This is a genomic window from Mycolicibacterium aubagnense (assembly GCF_010730955.1).
GTDB lineage: Bacteria > Actinomycetota > Actinomycetes > Mycobacteriales > Mycobacteriaceae > Mycobacterium > Mycobacterium aubagnense.
On record NZ_AP022577.1, the window covers coordinates 1,854,098 to 1,870,010 of the forward strand.

Consider the following 15,913-nt stretch of genomic DNA (forward strand, 5'->3'; position numbering starts at 1 on the left):
CAGCGCGGTCTCGTCCAACCGATATGACGACAACACCACGCATCGCGCCCCTGCCCCCACAACGTGCCGGCCTGCTGACCCGGCTCATGTACCGCTACGCCAAGCGTGAGTTCGGCGAGGTGCCCGAACCGTTCGCGGTCGCGGCGCACCACCCGCGGCTGCTGGTCGCCAACGCCGTGCACGAGGGCCTGCTGAAGAGCGGCTCGAAGACGCTGCCCGGCGCGGTCCGCGACCTCGCCGTGTTCTGGACCGCCCGCACGGTCGGCTGCTCCTGGTGCATCGACTTCGGCACCATGCTGATGCGCCTCGAGAGCCTGGACGTCGAGCGCCTCAAGCACATCGACGCCTACGCGACCTCACCACTGTTCACCGACGACGAGCGGGCCGCCATCGCCTACGCCAACGCGATGACGACCGATCCGCACACCGTCACCGACGAACAGGTAGACGACCTCAAACGCCGGTTCGGCGAGGCGGGGGTCATCGAGCTGACCTATCAGATCGGTGTGGAGAACATGCGATCCCGGATGTACGCCGCGCTCGGCATCACCGAACAGGGCTTCAGCTCTGGTGAAGCATGCCGGGTGCCATGGGAGGCCCAGTCGCAGTGATCCCGGGGCACTTTCTTCAACACGTCGCCAGGTGGTAGAACACGTTACAGAAATAGCGGCCCCCGCCGCTGAAACCACCTGCTCAGCGAGGAGCATCCATGCACTGGTACACCGGCAACACGTTCTATGACACGGTGCTGACCGCTGCCTTCGCCTTCGCCGCGTTCGTGATCATCGGCGGGTTCTTCGCGCAGAGTTCGTACGGGCGTTTCTCGACGACGAAACTCGGCTTGAACCTCAACCCGAAGCTCGGCTGGTGGCTGATGGAGCTCCCGGCGACCGTGGTGTTCCTGATCAGTTACCTGGCCGGGCCGCACCGGTTCGAGCCGACCTCCCTGGTGCTCGCCGGGATCTGGCTGCTGCACTATGCCAACCGGGGCTGGTTCTTTCCGCTCGCGATCCGCCAGGTGCCGGGTAAGCGTGGCACCTTCAACGTGTCGGTCATCGTGATGGGCATGCTCGTCACGTCGATGCACGGCTACCTCAACGGGACCATGTTCAGCCACGACTTCTTCGGGCAGTACACCACCGCATGGCTGACCGACCCCCGATTCCTGGTGGGCCTGGTGGTCTACCTGTGCGGTTTCGCGCTGCTGGTCAACTCCGAATCGATCGTGCGGAACCTGCGCGACAAGAACAATCCCGGCGGTGCGGAGTACCGGATTCCGTTCGGTGGTGGCTTCCGGTTCGTCACCAGCCCGGCGTACCTCGGCGAGCTCATCGCCTGGTCCGGCTTCGCGCTCCTGACCTGGGCGCTGCCCGGCGTCGTCATCCTGTTGATCACGGCGGGCAATCTGATTCCCCGGGCGCTGGGCACCCACACCTGGTACCACGAGAAGTTTCCCGAGTACCCCACCGACCGCAAGGCGTTGATCCCCTACGTCCTGTAGGAACAACTAGCGGGATCACAGCGGCGAGCCGCTAATCAGACTTCAGCGGCGACGCCGTGAACTTGTCCGGGTTCGCGATGTCCCACAGCGCGATGACCCTGCCGTCGCGCACGGTCATCGCGGTGACCCGGGGCAGCATCTCCGGGCGACCGCCGTCGGCCGGCAGGCCTGGGGTGTAGGCGCCGAGCTCACCATTGATAAGCGCCAGCTGGGACGTCGAAAGCCATTGCGGCCCATAACGCCTGGCCAACCCGAACAGGAACCGCGCCACCTTGTCCGCGCCGACGATCGTGCGGGGTGCGGTCGGGGCCCGACGGTTGGAGTCGCCGGTGAACGTCGCGTCGGGGTGCAAGAGTGCGACGACCGCGGCCATGTCGCCACCGGCCAGCGCGGCCATCAGCTTGCCGACGGTCTCGTTGTGCCCGGCGTCCGGCGGCGGTGCCGGGGCCGCGGCGACCGCGCGCCGGGCGCGTGACGCGAGTTGACGCGCTCCGGCGTCCGTCACGCCCAGCACCGACGCGATCTCGGAGAACGGCACCGCGAAACCGTCGTGCAGGACGAAGGCCACCCGCTGATCGGGGGTCAGCCGCTCCAGCACCACCATCGCGGCGAAACGCGCGTCTTCCCCCGCGACCACGGCGGCCAACGGATCGGCAGCGTCGAATCCGGTCACCACCGGCTCGGGCAGCCACTCACCGAAATACGCCTCGCGGCGGTGTGCGGCGGACCGCAGCCGGTCCAGGCCGAGGCGGCTGACGACGGTCGTCAGCCAGGCGCGCGGTTCGGCGATGGCGTCGACATCTGCTCCATGCCAGCGCAACCAGGCGTCTTGCACGATGTCCTCGGCGTCGGCGTACACGCCGGTCAGCCGGTAGGCGACAGACAGCAGGTGCGGGCGCAGCCGCTCGAACTCGTCGGTGCCCTGCGCGGTGGTCACCCCACCAACCTACGACTCGTCGCTTCGAGGCGGCGAACCGTAGCATCTTCTGGTCAATCGTCAGGAGTGAGCGGGGAGCGTAGATGACGGCAAGTGCACCGGACATCATCGCCCGGGACAAAGGCCTCAAACGGGGCGCCCTCGGTCTGGTGTCCAGCGTGGTGGTCGGGCTGGCCTCCACGGCGCCCGCATACAGCCTGGCCGCGACACTCGGCCTGGTCATCGCCGCCGGCGGCACGCTGCTCGCCGGGGTGAAAGCGCCTGCGATCATGCTCATCTCGTTCGTTCCGATGTACCTCATCGCCGTCGCCTATCAGGAGTTGAACAAAGCCGAGCCGGACTGCGGCACCACATTCACCTGGGCCGCACGGGCATTCGGGCCCGTGGTCGGCTGGCTCGGCGGCTGGGGCATCATCGCCTCCGACGTCATCGTGATGGCGAATCTGGCGCAGATCGCCGGGTCGTACTCGTTCACGTTCGTCGGCGACCTGGGCTGGCATTCGGCTGCCGGACTGGCCGGCAGCACGCTGTGGTCGACGGTGGCAGGCGTCATCTGGATCGTCCTGATGACGTACATCTGCTATCGCGGCATCGAGGTGTCGGCCCGGTTGCAGTATGTGCTGTTGACCGTCGAGGTGGTCGTGCTGATCGTGGTGTCGGTCGTCGCGCTGGTGAAGGTGTACACGCACCACGGGCACGCCTACTCGGTCATGCCGTCGTGGTCCTGGTTCTGGCCCGGCGGAATGGATTTCGGGACGGTGATCGCCCCGGCGGTGCTGGCCACCATATTCATCTACTGGGGTTGGGACACCGCGGTGGCGTGCAACGAGGAGTCGGACGATCCGGGCCGCACCCCAGGCCGGGCCGCCGTCATCTCGACGTTCCTGTTGCTCGCCACCTATGCGCTGGTGACGGTCTCGACCATCGCGTTCGCCGGCGTGGGCACCACAGGCATCGGGTTGGGCAACCAGGAGAACGCCAAGGACGTGTTCACCGCAATCGGACCGTCCTTGTTCGGCGACAGCGTGATCGGGAAAATCGGCATGCTACTGCTGTCGGCATCGATCCTGACCTCTGCGGCGGCCTCGACGCAGACCACCATCATGCCGACCGCGCGCACCACCCTGTCGATGGGCGTATACCGTGCGCTGCCACAGAGTTTCGCGAAGATTCACCGGCAGTACCTGACACCCACCACCTCGACCATCGTGATGGGCGTGGTGTCGGTGCTGTGCTACGTGCTGTTCACCGCCATCAGCGTCGACCTGTTGACGGCCCTCATCGGTTCCGTCGGCCTGATGATCGCGTTCTACTACGCCCTGACCGGTTTCGCCTGCACGTGGTTCTACCGAAAGACGTTGACCCACACCGCGCGTGACTTCATGATGCGGGGCCTGTTGCCACTGCTCGGCGGCATTACGCTGTCCGTGGTGTTCGGCTACGGCCTGATCCAGTACAGCAAGCCCGATTGGCTCAAGGACCAAAACCACCACGACGTAACCATTTTCGGCTACGGGGCGGTGGGCGTGGTCGGTGTCGTCGGGCTGCTGCTCGGGGTGGTGCTGATGTTCGCCTGGCGCGTCGCACAGCCGGAATACTTCCGTGGACTGACGCTGCCGCGGCGGCATGATCTCGTGCTGGACACCCCGGCCTCTGTTCCTTCCGGACCGGCCCACTTCGGGCTGCCCGACTCCGGCGACATGCCGACGGTCATCGCGCCCGACCTGTCGAACCTGCCGCCGGGTGAGGTCGCGGTGGATACGGCAACGGGCAAGGAATTCCGCCACAACTAGACATTTGCCGCACGGAGAAAGCTACCGTCTACACGTGTCGAACAAGCCGTCCATCAATCCGGTGCGCTGGACCCCGCCGCCGGTCGACGCCCTTCCCGATTTCCCGTCCGCCGAACTCACCATCGTGCCGATGCCGGGCGATGCGCCTGAAGACGTGGTCGTCGGTGCCGACGGTGCGCTATGGACGGGTCTGGTCGACGGGCGGATCGTGCGGGTCTCGCCCGACGGCAGCACGGATGTCGTGGCCGACACCGGCGGCCGTCCGCTGGGGCTGCACGCGGCACGGGACGGAAGACTGCTGGTCTGCGACAGCTACCGGGGGCTGCTGTCCATGGACCCCGGCACCGGCGCCCTGGAGGTGCTGGTGGCCGATATCGACGGCCGGCCCCTTCGGTTCTGTTCGAATGTGACGGAAACCGACGACGGCACAATCTATTTCACCGAGTCCACCAGCTCGTTCCACTACGAGCATTTCCGGGCGGCGATCCTGGAGGCTCGCGGCGACGGCGGTCTGTACAAGCTGGCGACCGACGGCACGGTCAGCACGCTGCTCTCGGGGCTGTACTTCGCCAACGGCTTGACCGTGACCGCTGATGGCACCGCGCTGGTGTTCGCCGAGACGCAGGGCCGCCGACTGTCGAAATACTGGCTGTCCGGACCGCAGGCCGGAACTGTCACGCCGTTGGCCGTGAACCTGCCGGGCATGCCCGACAACATCTCGACGGGCGCCGACGGCCGGATCTGGGTCGCGTTCGTCACCCCGATCAATGCCGCCGCGGAATGGCTGGCCCCGCGGCCGACGATCCTGCGGCAGCTGGTCTGGCGGCTGCCGGAGGCACTGCAACCGCAGATGCCGTTGGAGGTGTGGGCCGTCGCCTTCGACCCCGACAGCGGCGCCGCGGTCGCCGGGGTCCGCATGCGGCACCGGCAGTTCGGTCAGGTCACCGGGCTCGTCGAGCACAGTGGTCGGTTGTGGATGAGCTCCATCGGGGTCCCGGCACTGGCCCACTGTGCGCTGCCGTAACCGCGCCAAGCCCCGCGCTCGGCGTCACAACGTGAAATCACTCACGTAACTTCAACCCCATTTGTCACAGCGCGGCAACACGGAAACCCGTGTTCGGTCGCCTAATCTGGCGACACCATGGCGACCACCCGATCCACGGCACAACGCGCTGCAGCCCTGGCAGCAGCGTTATTTCTGACGGCCGCACCGGCGCTGGCCAATGCCGAACCCGACCCACCGGCCGCTGATCCCTGCCCGTACCGGGTCAACACCCCGCCCGCGGTCGACCAGTCCGAGGTGCCGAAAGCCGGCGACCCGCCCGCGCCCGTCCCCGTACCGGCCACCCCGCTCGGCGGTGACCTGATGGGTGGCTGCGGCGTCGTCGCCGCGCCCGACATGCCACCGCTGCCCGGCGACGTCTCGGCTGACGCCTGGATCCTCGCCGACCTGGACAGCGGCGACATCATCGCCGCCAAGGATCCGCACGGCCGGCACCGCCCGGCCAGCATCATCAAGGTGCTGATCGCGACCCAGGCGCTGCGCGAACTGCCCGTCAACAAGCGGGTCACCGGCACCGTGGATGATGCCAACGCCGAGGGCACCCGGGTCGGCGTCGACGACGGCGGCGTCTACACCGTCAACGACCTGCTGCACGGCCTGCTCATGCACTCCGGCAACGATGCGGCGCACGCGCTGGCGATGCAGGTCGGCGGCATGGACACCGCGATCACCAAGATCAACGATCTGGCATCCAAGCTCGGCGGCCGCGACACCCGGGCGGCCACCCCGTCCGGCCTCGACGGACCCGGCATGAGCACTTCGGCCTACGACATGGGCCTGTTCTACCGCTACGCCTGGCAGAACCCGACGTTCGCCTCCATCGTCGCGACGCAGAAGTACAACTTCCCCGGACATCCGGCCAAGCCGGGCGAACCCGGTGACCACCCGGGCTACGAGCTCGAGAACGACAACAAGCTGCTCTACAACTACCCGGGCGCACTCGGCGGCAAGACGGGTTACACCGACGACGCCGGGCAGACGTTCGTCGGCGCCGCTGATCACGACGGACGCCGCCTGGTCGCGATCCTGCTGCACGGCACCCGGGTGCCGATCGCGCCGTGGGAGCAGGCCGCACACCTGCTGGACTACGGATTCGCGACCCCGCCCGGCACCAAGGTCGGCAAGCTGATCGAGCCGGACCCGTCGCTCACCCAGCACAAGCCTGACGCGAAGCATCCCACGGCCGCGCAGGCCATGGATGCGTTGCCTCCGGCGGACGCCCTGCCGATCCGCGTCGGCGTCGGCGTGGTCGGGGGCGCGATTGTGCTCTCGCTGATGATGGCTGCCCGTTCGATCAATCGGCGCCCGCAGCACTCCAATCGGTAGAGACTGACGAGCGATGACGCTCATCTCGGCCGGGACCGTTGTTTTCGGAGGCTCAGCGCTCGACGCTGTGTCCCGGCCCGGGTGGCTGGATATCAATGGCAACCGCATTGTGGCGTGCGGCAGCGGTGCCCCGCCCCGCGCCGTCGACGTCGACTTTCCGGACGGGGTCGTGGTGCCGGGCTTCGTGGACATGCATGTGCACGGTGGCGGCGGATCCTCCTACAGCACTGACGATCCCGACCAGATCGCGCGGGCCGCCGAATTTCACCGCGCCCACGGCACCACCACCACGCTGGCCAGCCTGGTCACCGCGGCGCCGGAAGTCCTGCTGTCCCAGGTCCGCGCCCTCGCCGACGCCACACAAGACGGCATCGTCGCGGGAATCCACCTGGAGGGTCCGTGGCTCAGCTCCGCGCGCTGCGGAGCACACGACGCGACGCAGCTGCGGGATCCCGACCCCGCGGAGATCGACTCCGTACTCGCCGCGGCCGACGGCGCCATCCGGATGGTGACCATTGCCCCGGAGCTGCCTGGCGCCGATGTCGCGATAGAACGGTTCGTCGACGCGGGAGTGATTGTGGCCGTTGGCCATACCGACGCCAGCTACGAAGAGACCAAGCGGGCGCTGCAGCTCGGTGCCACCGTCGGCACGCACGTGTTCAACGGAATGCGTCCGTTGCACCACCGCGATCCGGGCCCGGCGCTGGCGTTGTTGGAGGACGCCCGGGTGACGGTGGAGCTCATCGCCGACGGCGTCCATCTGCACCCGGCGCTCGTCCATCAGGTGGCGGTCACCGCCGGCTCGGACCGCGTCGCTCTCATCACCGATGCGATGGCGGCGGCCGGCATGCCAGACGGGATGTACCAACTGGGCGGGCTCGACGTCCAGGTCACCGGCTCGGTGGCGCGGCTGCGCGAACGTGCCACCATCGCAGGCAGTACCGCGACCATGGACGCCCTGTTCCGCACGGCGGCAACGGGTTTGGAGTCAGCCTCGGATGTCGCGTTGCGGCACGCGGTGGCGATGACGGCGACGACGCCGGCGCGCACACTGGGCCTCGACGACGTCGGCGCGCTGCGGCCGGGGATGGCTGCTGATCTGGTGGTGCTGAACCGCAAACTTCAGGTTCGTGCGGTGGCGAAGCGTGGCGTGCTAACCGCGGGACCACCGGGCACGTAGAAACAGGCGCGCTACCGGCGGCGCGTCCACCGCGAAAGTCCCAGCCCGCCGAGCAGCCCCACGGCCGCGCCGACGACGACGCTGCCCGCGTCGACGCCTTCTCGTTCGCGATAGCGGGTGACGATCGTGGTCGGACCGGGCGGCGGCACCGAGGCCAGCGCGACGGTCTCCGGGGCGGTCGCCGCCCACGCGGTCGAGAAGAGGATCAGCCGTGCGGTGATGTAGGCGAATACCATGAGTCCCAGCACGGGACCGAACGTCGCACCCGCCGGTCCGTGCATGACGATGCGCAGGTAGATCGACGCGATCTGTTTGAAGAGCTCGAAGCCCACCGCCGCAATCAGCGCGGCGCGGGCCGAGCTGCGCAGACTGACCGCCTCGCGGGGCAAGCGGGCAATGACCCAGGTGAACATCAACCACGCCACCGCGAACGACACGACGAACGACACCGCCCGCAGGAGCACGCCGAGGCCGGGCACGTGCCCGATGCCCAACCAGTGCAGCAGTGTCGTCATCAGTCCGGAGTCGCCCAGGGCGGTCAGACCGATCGTGATGACGGTCGCCAGGAAGGCCGAGAAGAGCGCCAACAGGTCCGACACCTTGGTACGCACCCAGCCGTCGGGCTCGCTCTGCTGTTCCCACATCTCGGTGAGGGCATTGCGGAGGTTGGCCATCCAGCCCAGGCCGGCCCAGGCCGCGGTGGCCAGACCGATGATCCCGACCGACGTGCGTGATTTCACGGCGGAGTCCATCAAACCGACCAGCTGATTGCCGAAATCTCCGGCAACTGCGGACCGGATGTGCGTCTCGAGCTCGGCCAACAGGTCAGGACGGGACGCCAGCACGAACCCACCGACCGCAAAACCGACCATGAGCAGCGGGAACAGCGCGAACACCGTGAAGTAGGTGATTCCGGCGGCGTAGAAGTCGCCGTTGCAGGTCTGGTAGCGGTCCTGGGCCCGCATGATCCGATCCAGCCACGGATGCCGCTGACGCAGCCGTTCGAGCAAGCCCGGCTGGTCCGAGTCGGTCATTTTCGGCAAACCCCCTTGTTTGCCGGAAAGCCTAGTGTGCGTCGCCGTCGGTGTCCTGACACCTCGCCCGTGGCATCACCGCAGCCGCGGCAGGAAGCCCAGCCGGTCGTTGGCGCGCTGCAGTGTCTTGAACGCCACCTGCTCGGCGCGCTCGGCACCGGCGGCCAGCACTGATTCCAGTTCGGCCGGGTCGGCGAGCAGCTCGTCGACCCGGTTCTTGACGGGGGTGACGTACTCGACGACAGCGTCGGCGGTTTCCTTCTTCAGATCGCCGTAGCCGCGCCCCTCGTACCCCGCCACCAGCGCGTCGATGGCGGTGCCGGTGACCGCAGACTGGATGGTCAGCAGGTTGGAGACACCGGGCTTGGCCTCGGTGTCGAACCGGATCTCGCGCTCGCTGTCGGTGACGGCCGAGCGAATCTTCTTGGCGCTCTTGGCCGGGTCGTCGAGCAGGTTGATCAGCCCGGCATCGGTGGCGGCCGACTTGCTCATCTTCGCGGTCGGGTCCTGCAGGTCATAGATCTTGGCGGTGGCCTTGGGAATCATCGCCTCCGGCACCACGAAGGTGTCCGGGAAGCGCGCGTTGAACCGCTGGGCGAGGTCACGGGCCAGTTCCAGGTGTTGACGCTGGTCTTCGCCGACGGGCACCAGGTCGGTGTCGTAGAGCAGGATGTCGGCGGCCATCAGCACCGGGTAGGTGAACAGACCGATCGTGGTGGCGTCGGCACCCTGCTTCTGCGACTTGTCCTTGAACTGCGTCATGCGGGACGCCTGGCCGAAGCCGGTGAAGCAGCCCAGCAACCAGGCCAGCTGGGTGTGTTCGGCGACGTGACTCTGGACGAAGACCGTGCTGCGGGCCGGGTCGATGCCGAGCGCCAGGTACTGCGCCGCGGTCACCAGCGTGCGGCGGCGCAGCGTCTCGGGGTCCTGCGGAACGGTGATGGCGTGCAGGTCGACGACACAGAAGAACGCGTCGTAGCCGTCCTGCAGGTCGGCCCAGTTCTGCACCGCGCCGAGGGCGTTGCCCAGGTGAAGCGAGTCGGAGGTGGGCTGTGCCCCGGAAAAGACGACGCGCTTGCCCGCGCCTGCACCGCTGTTGCTCATGATGGCTTCGATTTTCGCACTGCTGTCATCCGGTTTTGTCCGGGGCTGGCCGACGACGGGCAAATCACGCTGTCGACCCCGGTGCGCGGCACCGTCGAGCCGGTTCAAGGACTACTACTGGATGGTGAGCCGGACAAGGAGAAGGACAAGGAGAAGACAGTGCGCCCCAATCAGATAACCCCCGGCCACCTGATGGCCGCCGAAATCGCCGAACAGCCGCAGGTATGGCGCCGGCTGCTCGACGAGGGCCGCGAACCGATCAGCGCCCTCGCCGCCCGGATCGCCGCGGCCGCACCACGATTCGTCCTGTTCGTGGCACGCGGCACCAGCGACCACGCCGCGCTGTACGCGAAATACCTGGTGGAGATCACCCACGGCCTACCCGCAGGCCTGGTCTCCCCCTCGACCATGACGGTCTATGGCGCCCAACCCGACCTGCGCGATGTGCTCTACATCGCGGTGAGCCAATCCGGCGGGTCACCGGACCTGGTGCGCTCGGTGGAGGTGGCCCGCGACCGCGGCGCGCTCACCGTGGCCGTCACCAACAACGCCGCGTCGGATCTGGCGCGGGCAGCACAGGTGCACATCGACGTGCTGGCCGGTGCCGAGCGATCGGTGGCGGCGACGAAGTCCTACACCGCTGAGTTGCTCGCGCTGCAGCTGTTGCTCGGCCACGACGCCAACGGGGTCGACGCCCTACCCGATCTCGGCGAGCAGGTGCTCGGGTCCGGCGATCGCGTACGTGAAGTCGCGCAGCGGTACCGGTTCGCGCAACGGCTCGTCACCACCGCGCGCGGCTACTCCTACCCCACTGCCCGCGAAGCCGCGCTGAAGCTCATGGAGACGTCTTACCTTTCCGCACAGGCATTTTCGGGCGCTGATCTGCTGCACGGCCCGCTCGCCACGGTCGATCCGCAGGTACCGGTGCTCGCGGTGGTTCCCGAAGGCGCCGGCGGACAGGCGATGGCGCCGGTGCTGGCACGGCTGGCTGAGCGCAACGCCGACGTGTTCGGCGTCGGGGCTGCCACGGCGCTGTCGGGCCTGGCGGGTGGGATCACGCTGCCAAGCGGCGTGTCGGGCGAACTGTCCCCGATGCTGGAAATCCTTCCGCTGCAACAGCTTGCCCTGCATCTGGCGCTCGCCCGCGGCGATGACCCGGACCAGCCGCGGGGGCTGCGGAAGGTGACGGAGACGCTGTGATGGTCATCGTGGCGGGTCGGGTGGTCGCCCTCAATCGGGTGCGGGCGCCAGACGTTGCAGCACCCTGAGGAAGACGCGGCGCTCGTCGGCGCTCAACTCACCGAGCCAGTGCTCCTCACCGCGCTGAATGTCGGCCTGCACGGCGTCTTTGAGCCTGCGCCCGGCTGCAGTGATCGACAGGAGCCGGACTCGACGATCATCCGGGTCGGGGGTGCGCTCGATGTAGCCACGGTCCTGGAGGTCGTCGAGTGTGGGGATGATGCGCGTCTTGTCCGCGCCGATCGCCTGGGCCAGCAGGGCCTGCGACCGCATCGGTGTCTCGTCGAGAGCCAGTAGCACGACATACCCCCACATGGAGACACCGTGTGCGTCCAGCACGGGCTGCTCGGCGGCCATCAGCTCACGCAGCAGTGGCGCAAGCATCGCGGCGAGGTCAGGTCGCTTGGCGGCAGACACCAGATCATCGTAGGCATTGCCATATCGTATACACTCGCTTACGATAAGCTCATGCCTACATTATCTACCGATCTCCTCAGCGCCCACCGCGTCGCGATCCTTGCCTCGGTCGACGTGGTCGGCACCGTCACCGGTAACGACCTGAAACGTCCGACCCCGTGCGCCGGATGGGATTTGGCCGACCTACTCGCTCACATGACGGTGCAGCACCGCGGCTTCGCAGCGGCCGCTCGCGGCGGTGGCCAGGACCTCGGCCTCTGGAATCCGGACAGCGTTCGCGATACCCAAGACCCGGTGGGCGATTACGCGGCCGCCGCACACGACGTGGTGGCGGCGTTCGCCGAAGCCGATCCCGCCAGCCAGTTCGCATTACCGGAACTCGGCACATCGGTGCCCGCGGAGATGGCGATCGGCTTCCACCTGATCGACTACGCGGTGCACGGCTGGGATGTGGCCGCCACGCTCGGCGCCCCCTTCACGCTGCCCGACGACGTCGTCGCCGCGGCGCTTCCCCTGGCCCTGGCCGTGCCCGACGGCGACTTCCGCAACATGGCCAATGCGCCGTTCGGCCCAGCCCAGACCGGCGACAGCCCAACGGATTTCGACCGCCTACTGCGCCACCTGGGCCGCGACCCGCACTGGAGCGATGCGTCCGACCACGAGTCACCCCATCCCGTCCAGTAACAGATCGAGGACTTTCGGCCCTATTAGCAGTAACTTTCGGCCACTGAGGTCAAGTGCTACCTCATCGATACCGTCCGGTGTATGACTTACGTTATCGGGCGAGAATGCGTTGACGTCACGGACATGTCTTGCGTACAGGAGTGCCCGGTCGACTGCATCTACCAAGGCGACCGAGCGCTCTATATCAATCCGCGGGAATGCGTGGATTGCGGTGCCTGCAAGCTGATTTGCCGTGTCGATGCGATCTACTACGACGCCGATCTGCCCGAAGACCAGCTCGCGTTCCTCGCGGACAATGCCGCGTTCTTCGATGAGGTACTCCCGGGACGCGACGCGCCGCTGGGCTCACCCGGCGGCGCCGGCGCCATCGGTCGCATCGGAGTGGACACCCCGCTGGTATCGGCCCTGCCCGTTCGGAGCTAGCCCACCAGACCAGCGTTGATATCGCGGCCGAGTCCGATCAGCCGTACTCGACCGTCACCGGCGCGTGGTCCGACCAGCGCAACGCATACGCCGCGGCCCGCTCGACCCGGGCAGCCACGGCCTTGGGCGCCAGCTTGGCGTTGGCGAGGTGGTAGTCGATGCGCCACCCGGCGTCGTTGTCGAATGCCTTGCCGCGCCAGGACCACCAGCTGTACGGCCCGGCGACGTCGGGGTGCAGCTCACGCACCACGTCGGTCCAGCCGGAGGCCATCAGCTCAGACAGCCACTGCCGCTCGCTGGGCAGGAACCCCGACTTCTTGACGTTGGCCTTCCACGCCTTGAGGTCCAGCTCCGTGGCGCAGATGTTCCAGTCGCCACAGATCACCACGTCGCGGCGCGTGCGGCTCAGCTCGGCCATGCGAGCGGCCAGCGCCACCATGAAGCGTTCCTTCTCCACCTGCTTGTCGGTCTCGGCCTCGCCGGTGGGCACATACACGCTGGCGACCGTGACGCCGTCGGTATCGGCTTCCAGATACCGACCGTGCGCGACGAATTCGCAGTCCGGGCTCAGCCCCACCCGCACCGCCGAGATCGGCGCCCGGGACAGCACCGCAACCCCGTTGCGGCCCTTCGCGTGCGGCTCAGCCGACGCCAGGTGCCAACCGGCGTCCAGCGCCGGCGCCAGAGCCTGCGCCAACTGCGCGTCGTCGGCCCGAGTTTCCTGCAGGCAGATGACGTCGGACGTGGTGTCCTTCAACCACGGCAGCAGCCCGAGGTTCTCCTCGGAGCGCTCTTTGACCGCGGCGCGGATGCCGTTGACGTTGATGGTGGTGACGATCACGAAGCAGAACCCTAACGTCCGGGTACGACAGGCCTGAAACGCCGAACGTGAGCTTGTGTGCGAGAAATTTGAGAAATCTCGCACACAAGCTCACGTCGGAAGGGAGTTACTCCTGGGCGGAAGCCAGCGCCGCGTTGAAGGTGGCGCTCGGCCGCATCACCGCCGCGGTCTTTTCCGGGTCCGGCGCGTAGTAGCCGCCGATGTCGGCCGGGCTGCCTTGTGCCGCAGCCAGTTCCGCGACGATCTTCTCCTCGTTGGCGGCCAGCGTCTTGGCCAGCGGAGCGAAGTGATCGGCGAGCGCCTTGTCTTCGGTCTGCTCTGCCAGCGCCTGCGCCCAGTACATGGCGAGGTAGAACTGGCTGCCACGGTTGTCCAGCTCACCGGTGCGCCGCGACGGACTCTTGTTCTCGTCCAACAGCTTTCCGGTGGCGGAGTCCAGCGTCTTGGCCAGCAGCAGGGCCCGGGCGTCGTCGGTCTTGTTTCCCAGGTCCTCCAGACTGGCGCCCAGGGCCAGGAACTCGCCGAGCGAGTCCCACCGCAGGTGGTTCTCCTCGACCAGCTGCTGCACGTGCTTGGGCGCTGAGCCGCCGGCGCCGGTCTCGTAGAGCCCGCCGCCCGCCATCAGCGGCACGATCGACAGCATCTTGGCGCTGGTGCCCAGCTCCAGGATCGGGAAGAGGTCGGTGAGGTAGTCACGCAGGATGTTGCCGGTGGCAGCGATGGTGTCCTGCCCGCGCATCACCCGCTCGATGGTGTGCCGCATGGCGCGTTCCTGCGACATCACCTGGATGTCGAGGCCCTCGGTGTCGTGGTCCTTGAGGTAGGTCGCGACCTTCTTGCGCAGCTCATTCTCGTGTGGACGCTCCTGGTCCAGCCAGAACACGACGGGCATTCCGGACAGCCGGGCCCGGGTGACGGCCAGCTTCACCCAGTCGCGGATCGGCGCGTCCTTGACGACGGGCATGCGCCAGATGTCGCCCTCTTCGACGGCGGTGGTCAGCAACACCTCGCCGCTGTCGATGTCGACGATGTTGGCGACGCCATCCTCGGGGATTTCGAAGGTCTTGTCGTGGCTGCCGTACTCCTCGGCCTGCTGCGCCATGAGGCCGACATTGGGCACGGTGCCCATGGTGGTCGGATCGAACTGGCCGTGGGTCTTACAGAAGTTGATGATCTCCTGGTACATCCGGGAGAACGTCGACTCGGGGTTGACGGCTTTGGTGTCCTTGAGCTTTCCGTCGGCGCCGTACATCTTGCCGCCGAGCCGGATCATGGCCGGCATCGAGGCGTCGACGATGACGTCGGACGGCGAGTGGAAGTTGGAGATGCCGCGGGCCGAGTCGACCATGGCGAGCTCGGGACGGTGCTCGTGGCACTTGTGCAGGTCGTCGACGATCTCGTCGTGCAGCGACTTGGGCAGCTTCTCGATCTTTGCGTACAGGTCGCTCAGACCGTTGTTGACGTTGACACCCAACTCGTCAAAGAGCTTCTGGTGCTTGGCGAATGCGTCCTTGTAGAAGATGCGTACCGCATGGCCGAACACGATCGGGTGGCTGACCTTCATCATGGTCGCCTTGACGTGCAGGGAGAACATGACGCCGGTCTTGTAGGCGTCGTCCATCTGCTCCTCGTAGAACTTGATGAGCGCCTTCTTGCTCATGTACATCGAGTCGATGATGTCGCCGGCGTCGAGCTTGACCTCGGACTTGAGCTCAATTGTCTTGCCCGTCTTGGTCTTCAGCACCATTTTCACCCGGCGCGCCTTGTCGAGCGTCATGGACTGCTCGCCGTGGTAGAAGTCGCCGGTCTTCATGGTGGCGACGTGCGTGCGCGAGGCCTGCGACCATTCACCCATGCTGTGCGGGTGCTTGCGGGCGTACTCCTTGACGGCCTTCGGCGCACGACGGTCCGAGTTGCCTTCGCGCAGTACCGGGTTCACCGCGCTACCGAGGCACTTGCCGTAGCGAACCTTGATCGCCTTCTCTTCGTCGGTCTTCGGGTCGCCCGGGTAGTCGGGCAGGTTGTAGCCCTTTTCCTGGAGCTCCTTGATCGCGGCCACGAGCTGCGGCACCGAGGCACTGATGTTGGGCAGCTTGATGATGTTGGTGTCGGGCTCCTGAGTCAGCCGGCCCAGTTCGCCCAGGTTGTCGGGAACCTTCTGCTCGTCGGTCAGGTAGTCGCTGAACTCGGCGAGGATGCGGGCCGCGACCGAGATATCACTGGTCTGGACGTCGATGCCGGCGGCGCCGGCGAAGGTGCGCACGACCGGTAGAAAGGCGTACGTCGCGAGCAGCGGCGCCTCATCGGTCAGCGTGTAGATGATGGATGGTTTCTCGCCACTCATGGTCACTCTCCCGGCGTCACGGACGGT

General features: G+C 67.1%; 15 protein-coding genes. 9 read left to right on the plus strand and 6 right to left on the minus strand.

What is annotated here, in order from left to right:
* The first annotated feature begins 23 nt into the window (after positions 1-23).
* Both G6N59_RS09160 and G6N59_RS09165 read left to right on the plus strand, forming a co-directional pair.
* Positions 24-611: a carboxymuconolactone decarboxylase family protein gene (locus G6N59_RS09160; protein ID WP_138231871.1), complete on the plus strand. Its 588-nt coding sequence runs from the start codon at positions 24-26 to the stop codon at positions 609-611.
* Positions 612-709: 98 nt separating this feature from the next.
* The gene (locus G6N59_RS09165) at positions 710-1,501 is read left to right on the plus strand and encodes a phosphatidylethanolamine N-methyltransferase family domain-containing protein (RefSeq protein ID WP_138231872.1); all 792 of its coding nucleotides are present in this window, start codon (positions 710-712) and stop codon (positions 1,499-1,501) included.
* Positions 1,502-1,532: 31 nt separating this feature from the next.
* On the opposite strand, the gene G6N59_RS09170 is transcribed toward G6N59_RS09165, so the two are convergent.
* Positions 1,533-2,438, minus strand: coding sequence for a sigma-70 family RNA polymerase sigma factor (locus G6N59_RS09170; protein ID WP_138231873.1), 906 nt, complete (start codon positions 2,436-2,438; stop codon positions 1,533-1,535).
* 83 nt (positions 2,439-2,521) lie between these two features.
* On the opposite strand from G6N59_RS09170, the gene G6N59_RS09175 reads away from it, so the two are divergent.
* From G6N59_RS09175 to nagA, 4 genes are all read left to right on the plus strand, one after another.
* Positions 2,522-4,231 (plus strand): APC family permease, encoded by a 1,710-nt coding sequence (locus G6N59_RS09175; protein WP_138231874.1) that lies wholly within the window; start codon positions 2,522-2,524, stop codon positions 4,229-4,231.
* Between the two features lie 34 nt (positions 4,232-4,265).
* Entirely contained in the window at positions 4,266-5,255 is a 990-nt protein-coding gene (locus G6N59_RS09180) for an SMP-30/gluconolactonase/LRE family protein (RefSeq protein WP_138231875.1), read from the plus strand.
* A 117-nt stretch (positions 5,256-5,372) separates the two neighbouring features.
* The gene (locus tag G6N59_RS09185) at positions 5,373-6,620 is read left to right on the plus strand and encodes a D-alanyl-D-alanine carboxypeptidase family protein (RefSeq protein ID WP_138231876.1); all 1,248 of its coding nucleotides are present in this window, start codon (positions 5,373-5,375) and stop codon (positions 6,618-6,620) included.
* Between the two features lie 13 nt (positions 6,621-6,633).
* A complete protein-coding gene (gene nagA / locus G6N59_RS09190) occupies positions 6,634-7,800 on the plus strand; it encodes an N-acetylglucosamine-6-phosphate deacetylase (protein ID WP_138231877.1) in 1,167 nt (388 codons plus the stop codon).
* A gap of 11 nt (positions 7,801-7,811) precedes the next feature.
* Here nagA and yhjD read toward each other — a convergent pair whose 3' ends face one another.
* Complete coding sequence (gene yhjD, locus G6N59_RS09195; protein ID WP_138231878.1) at positions 7,812-8,834, minus strand: inner membrane protein YhjD; 1,023 nt, start codon at positions 8,832-8,834, stop codon at positions 7,812-7,814.
* A 75-nt stretch (positions 8,835-8,909) separates the two neighbouring features.
* Positions 8,910-9,938: a tryptophan--tRNA ligase gene (gene trpS, locus G6N59_RS09200; protein ID WP_138231879.1), complete on the minus strand. Its 1,029-nt coding sequence runs from the start codon at positions 9,936-9,938 to the stop codon at positions 8,910-8,912.
* Between the two features lie 192 nt (positions 9,939-10,130).
* Between trpS and G6N59_RS09205 the strand changes: the two genes are divergently transcribed.
* Positions 10,131-11,138, plus strand: a complete 1,008-nt coding sequence (locus G6N59_RS09205; RefSeq protein ID WP_138231920.1) for an SIS domain-containing protein — start codon at positions 10,131-10,133, stop codon at positions 11,136-11,138.
* Positions 11,139-11,168: 30 nt separating this feature from the next.
* On the opposite strand, the gene G6N59_RS09210 is transcribed toward G6N59_RS09205, so the two are convergent.
* Positions 11,169-11,597: a MarR family winged helix-turn-helix transcriptional regulator gene (locus tag G6N59_RS09210; RefSeq protein WP_138231880.1), complete on the minus strand. Its 429-nt coding sequence runs from the start codon at positions 11,595-11,597 to the stop codon at positions 11,169-11,171.
* Between the two features lie 48 nt (positions 11,598-11,645).
* Between G6N59_RS09210 and G6N59_RS09215 the strand changes: the two genes are divergently transcribed.
* Together G6N59_RS09215 and fdxA are read left to right on the plus strand one after the other, a co-directional pair.
* The gene (locus G6N59_RS09215; RefSeq protein ID WP_138231881.1) at positions 11,646-12,278 is read left to right on the plus strand and encodes a TIGR03086 family metal-binding protein; all 633 of its coding nucleotides are present in this window, start codon (positions 11,646-11,648) and stop codon (positions 12,276-12,278) included.
* 81 nt (positions 12,279-12,359) lie between these two features.
* On the plus strand, positions 12,360-12,701 hold the full coding sequence (gene fdxA, locus G6N59_RS09220) for a ferredoxin (protein WP_138231882.1): 342 nt from the start codon (positions 12,360-12,362) through the stop codon (positions 12,699-12,701).
* A 37-nt stretch (positions 12,702-12,738) separates the two neighbouring features.
* Here the strand turns inward: fdxA and G6N59_RS09225 are convergent, their stop codons facing one another.
* Positions 12,739-13,542 carry an exodeoxyribonuclease III gene (locus G6N59_RS09225; RefSeq protein WP_138231883.1) on the minus strand — a complete coding sequence of 268 codons (804 nt, stop codon included), beginning with the start codon at positions 13,540-13,542 and terminating at the stop codon, positions 12,739-12,741.
* Positions 13,543-13,648: 106 nt separating this feature from the next.
* Positions 13,649-15,886, minus strand: coding sequence for an NADP-dependent isocitrate dehydrogenase (locus G6N59_RS09230; protein ID WP_138231884.1), 2,238 nt, complete (start codon positions 15,884-15,886; stop codon positions 13,649-13,651).
* Positions 15,887-15,913 lie beyond the last annotated feature (27 nt).

Excerpts from the sequence above, each read along its gene's own strand:
- G6N59_RS09215 (WP_138231881.1), top strand. The coding sequence starts at position 11,646 with ATGCCTACATTATCTACCGATCTCCTCAGCGCCCACCGCGTCGCGATC.
- fdxA (WP_138231882.1), top strand. The coding sequence starts at position 12,360 with ATGACTTACGTTATCGGGCGAGAATGCGTTGACGTCACGGACATGTCT.
- G6N59_RS09185 (WP_138231876.1), top strand. The coding sequence starts at position 5,373 with ATGGCGACCACCCGATCCACGGCACAACGCGCTGCAGCCCTGGCAGCA.
- G6N59_RS09160 (WP_138231871.1), top strand. The coding sequence starts at position 24 with ATGACGACAACACCACGCATCGCGCCCCTGCCCCCACAACGTGCCGGC.
- nagA (WP_138231877.1), top strand. The coding sequence starts at position 6,634 with ATGACGCTCATCTCGGCCGGGACCGTTGTTTTCGGAGGCTCAGCGCTC.
- G6N59_RS09165 (WP_138231872.1), top strand. The coding sequence starts at position 710 with ATGCACTGGTACACCGGCAACACGTTCTATGACACGGTGCTGACCGCT.
- G6N59_RS09205 (WP_138231920.1), top strand. The coding sequence starts at position 10,131 with ATGGCCGCCGAAATCGCCGAACAGCCGCAGGTATGGCGCCGGCTGCTC.
- yhjD (WP_138231878.1), bottom strand. The coding sequence starts at position 8,834 with ATGACCGACTCGGACCAGCCGGGCTTGCTCGAACGGCTGCGTCAGCGG.
- G6N59_RS09230 (WP_138231884.1), bottom strand. The coding sequence starts at position 15,886 with ATGAGTGGCGAGAAACCATCCATCATCTACACGCTGACCGATGAGGCG.
- trpS (WP_138231879.1), bottom strand. The coding sequence starts at position 9,938 with ATGAGCAACAGCGGTGCAGGCGCGGGCAAGCGCGTCGTCTTTTCCGGG.
- G6N59_RS09175 (WP_138231874.1), top strand. The coding sequence starts at position 2,522 with ATGACGGCAAGTGCACCGGACATCATCGCCCGGGACAAAGGCCTCAAA.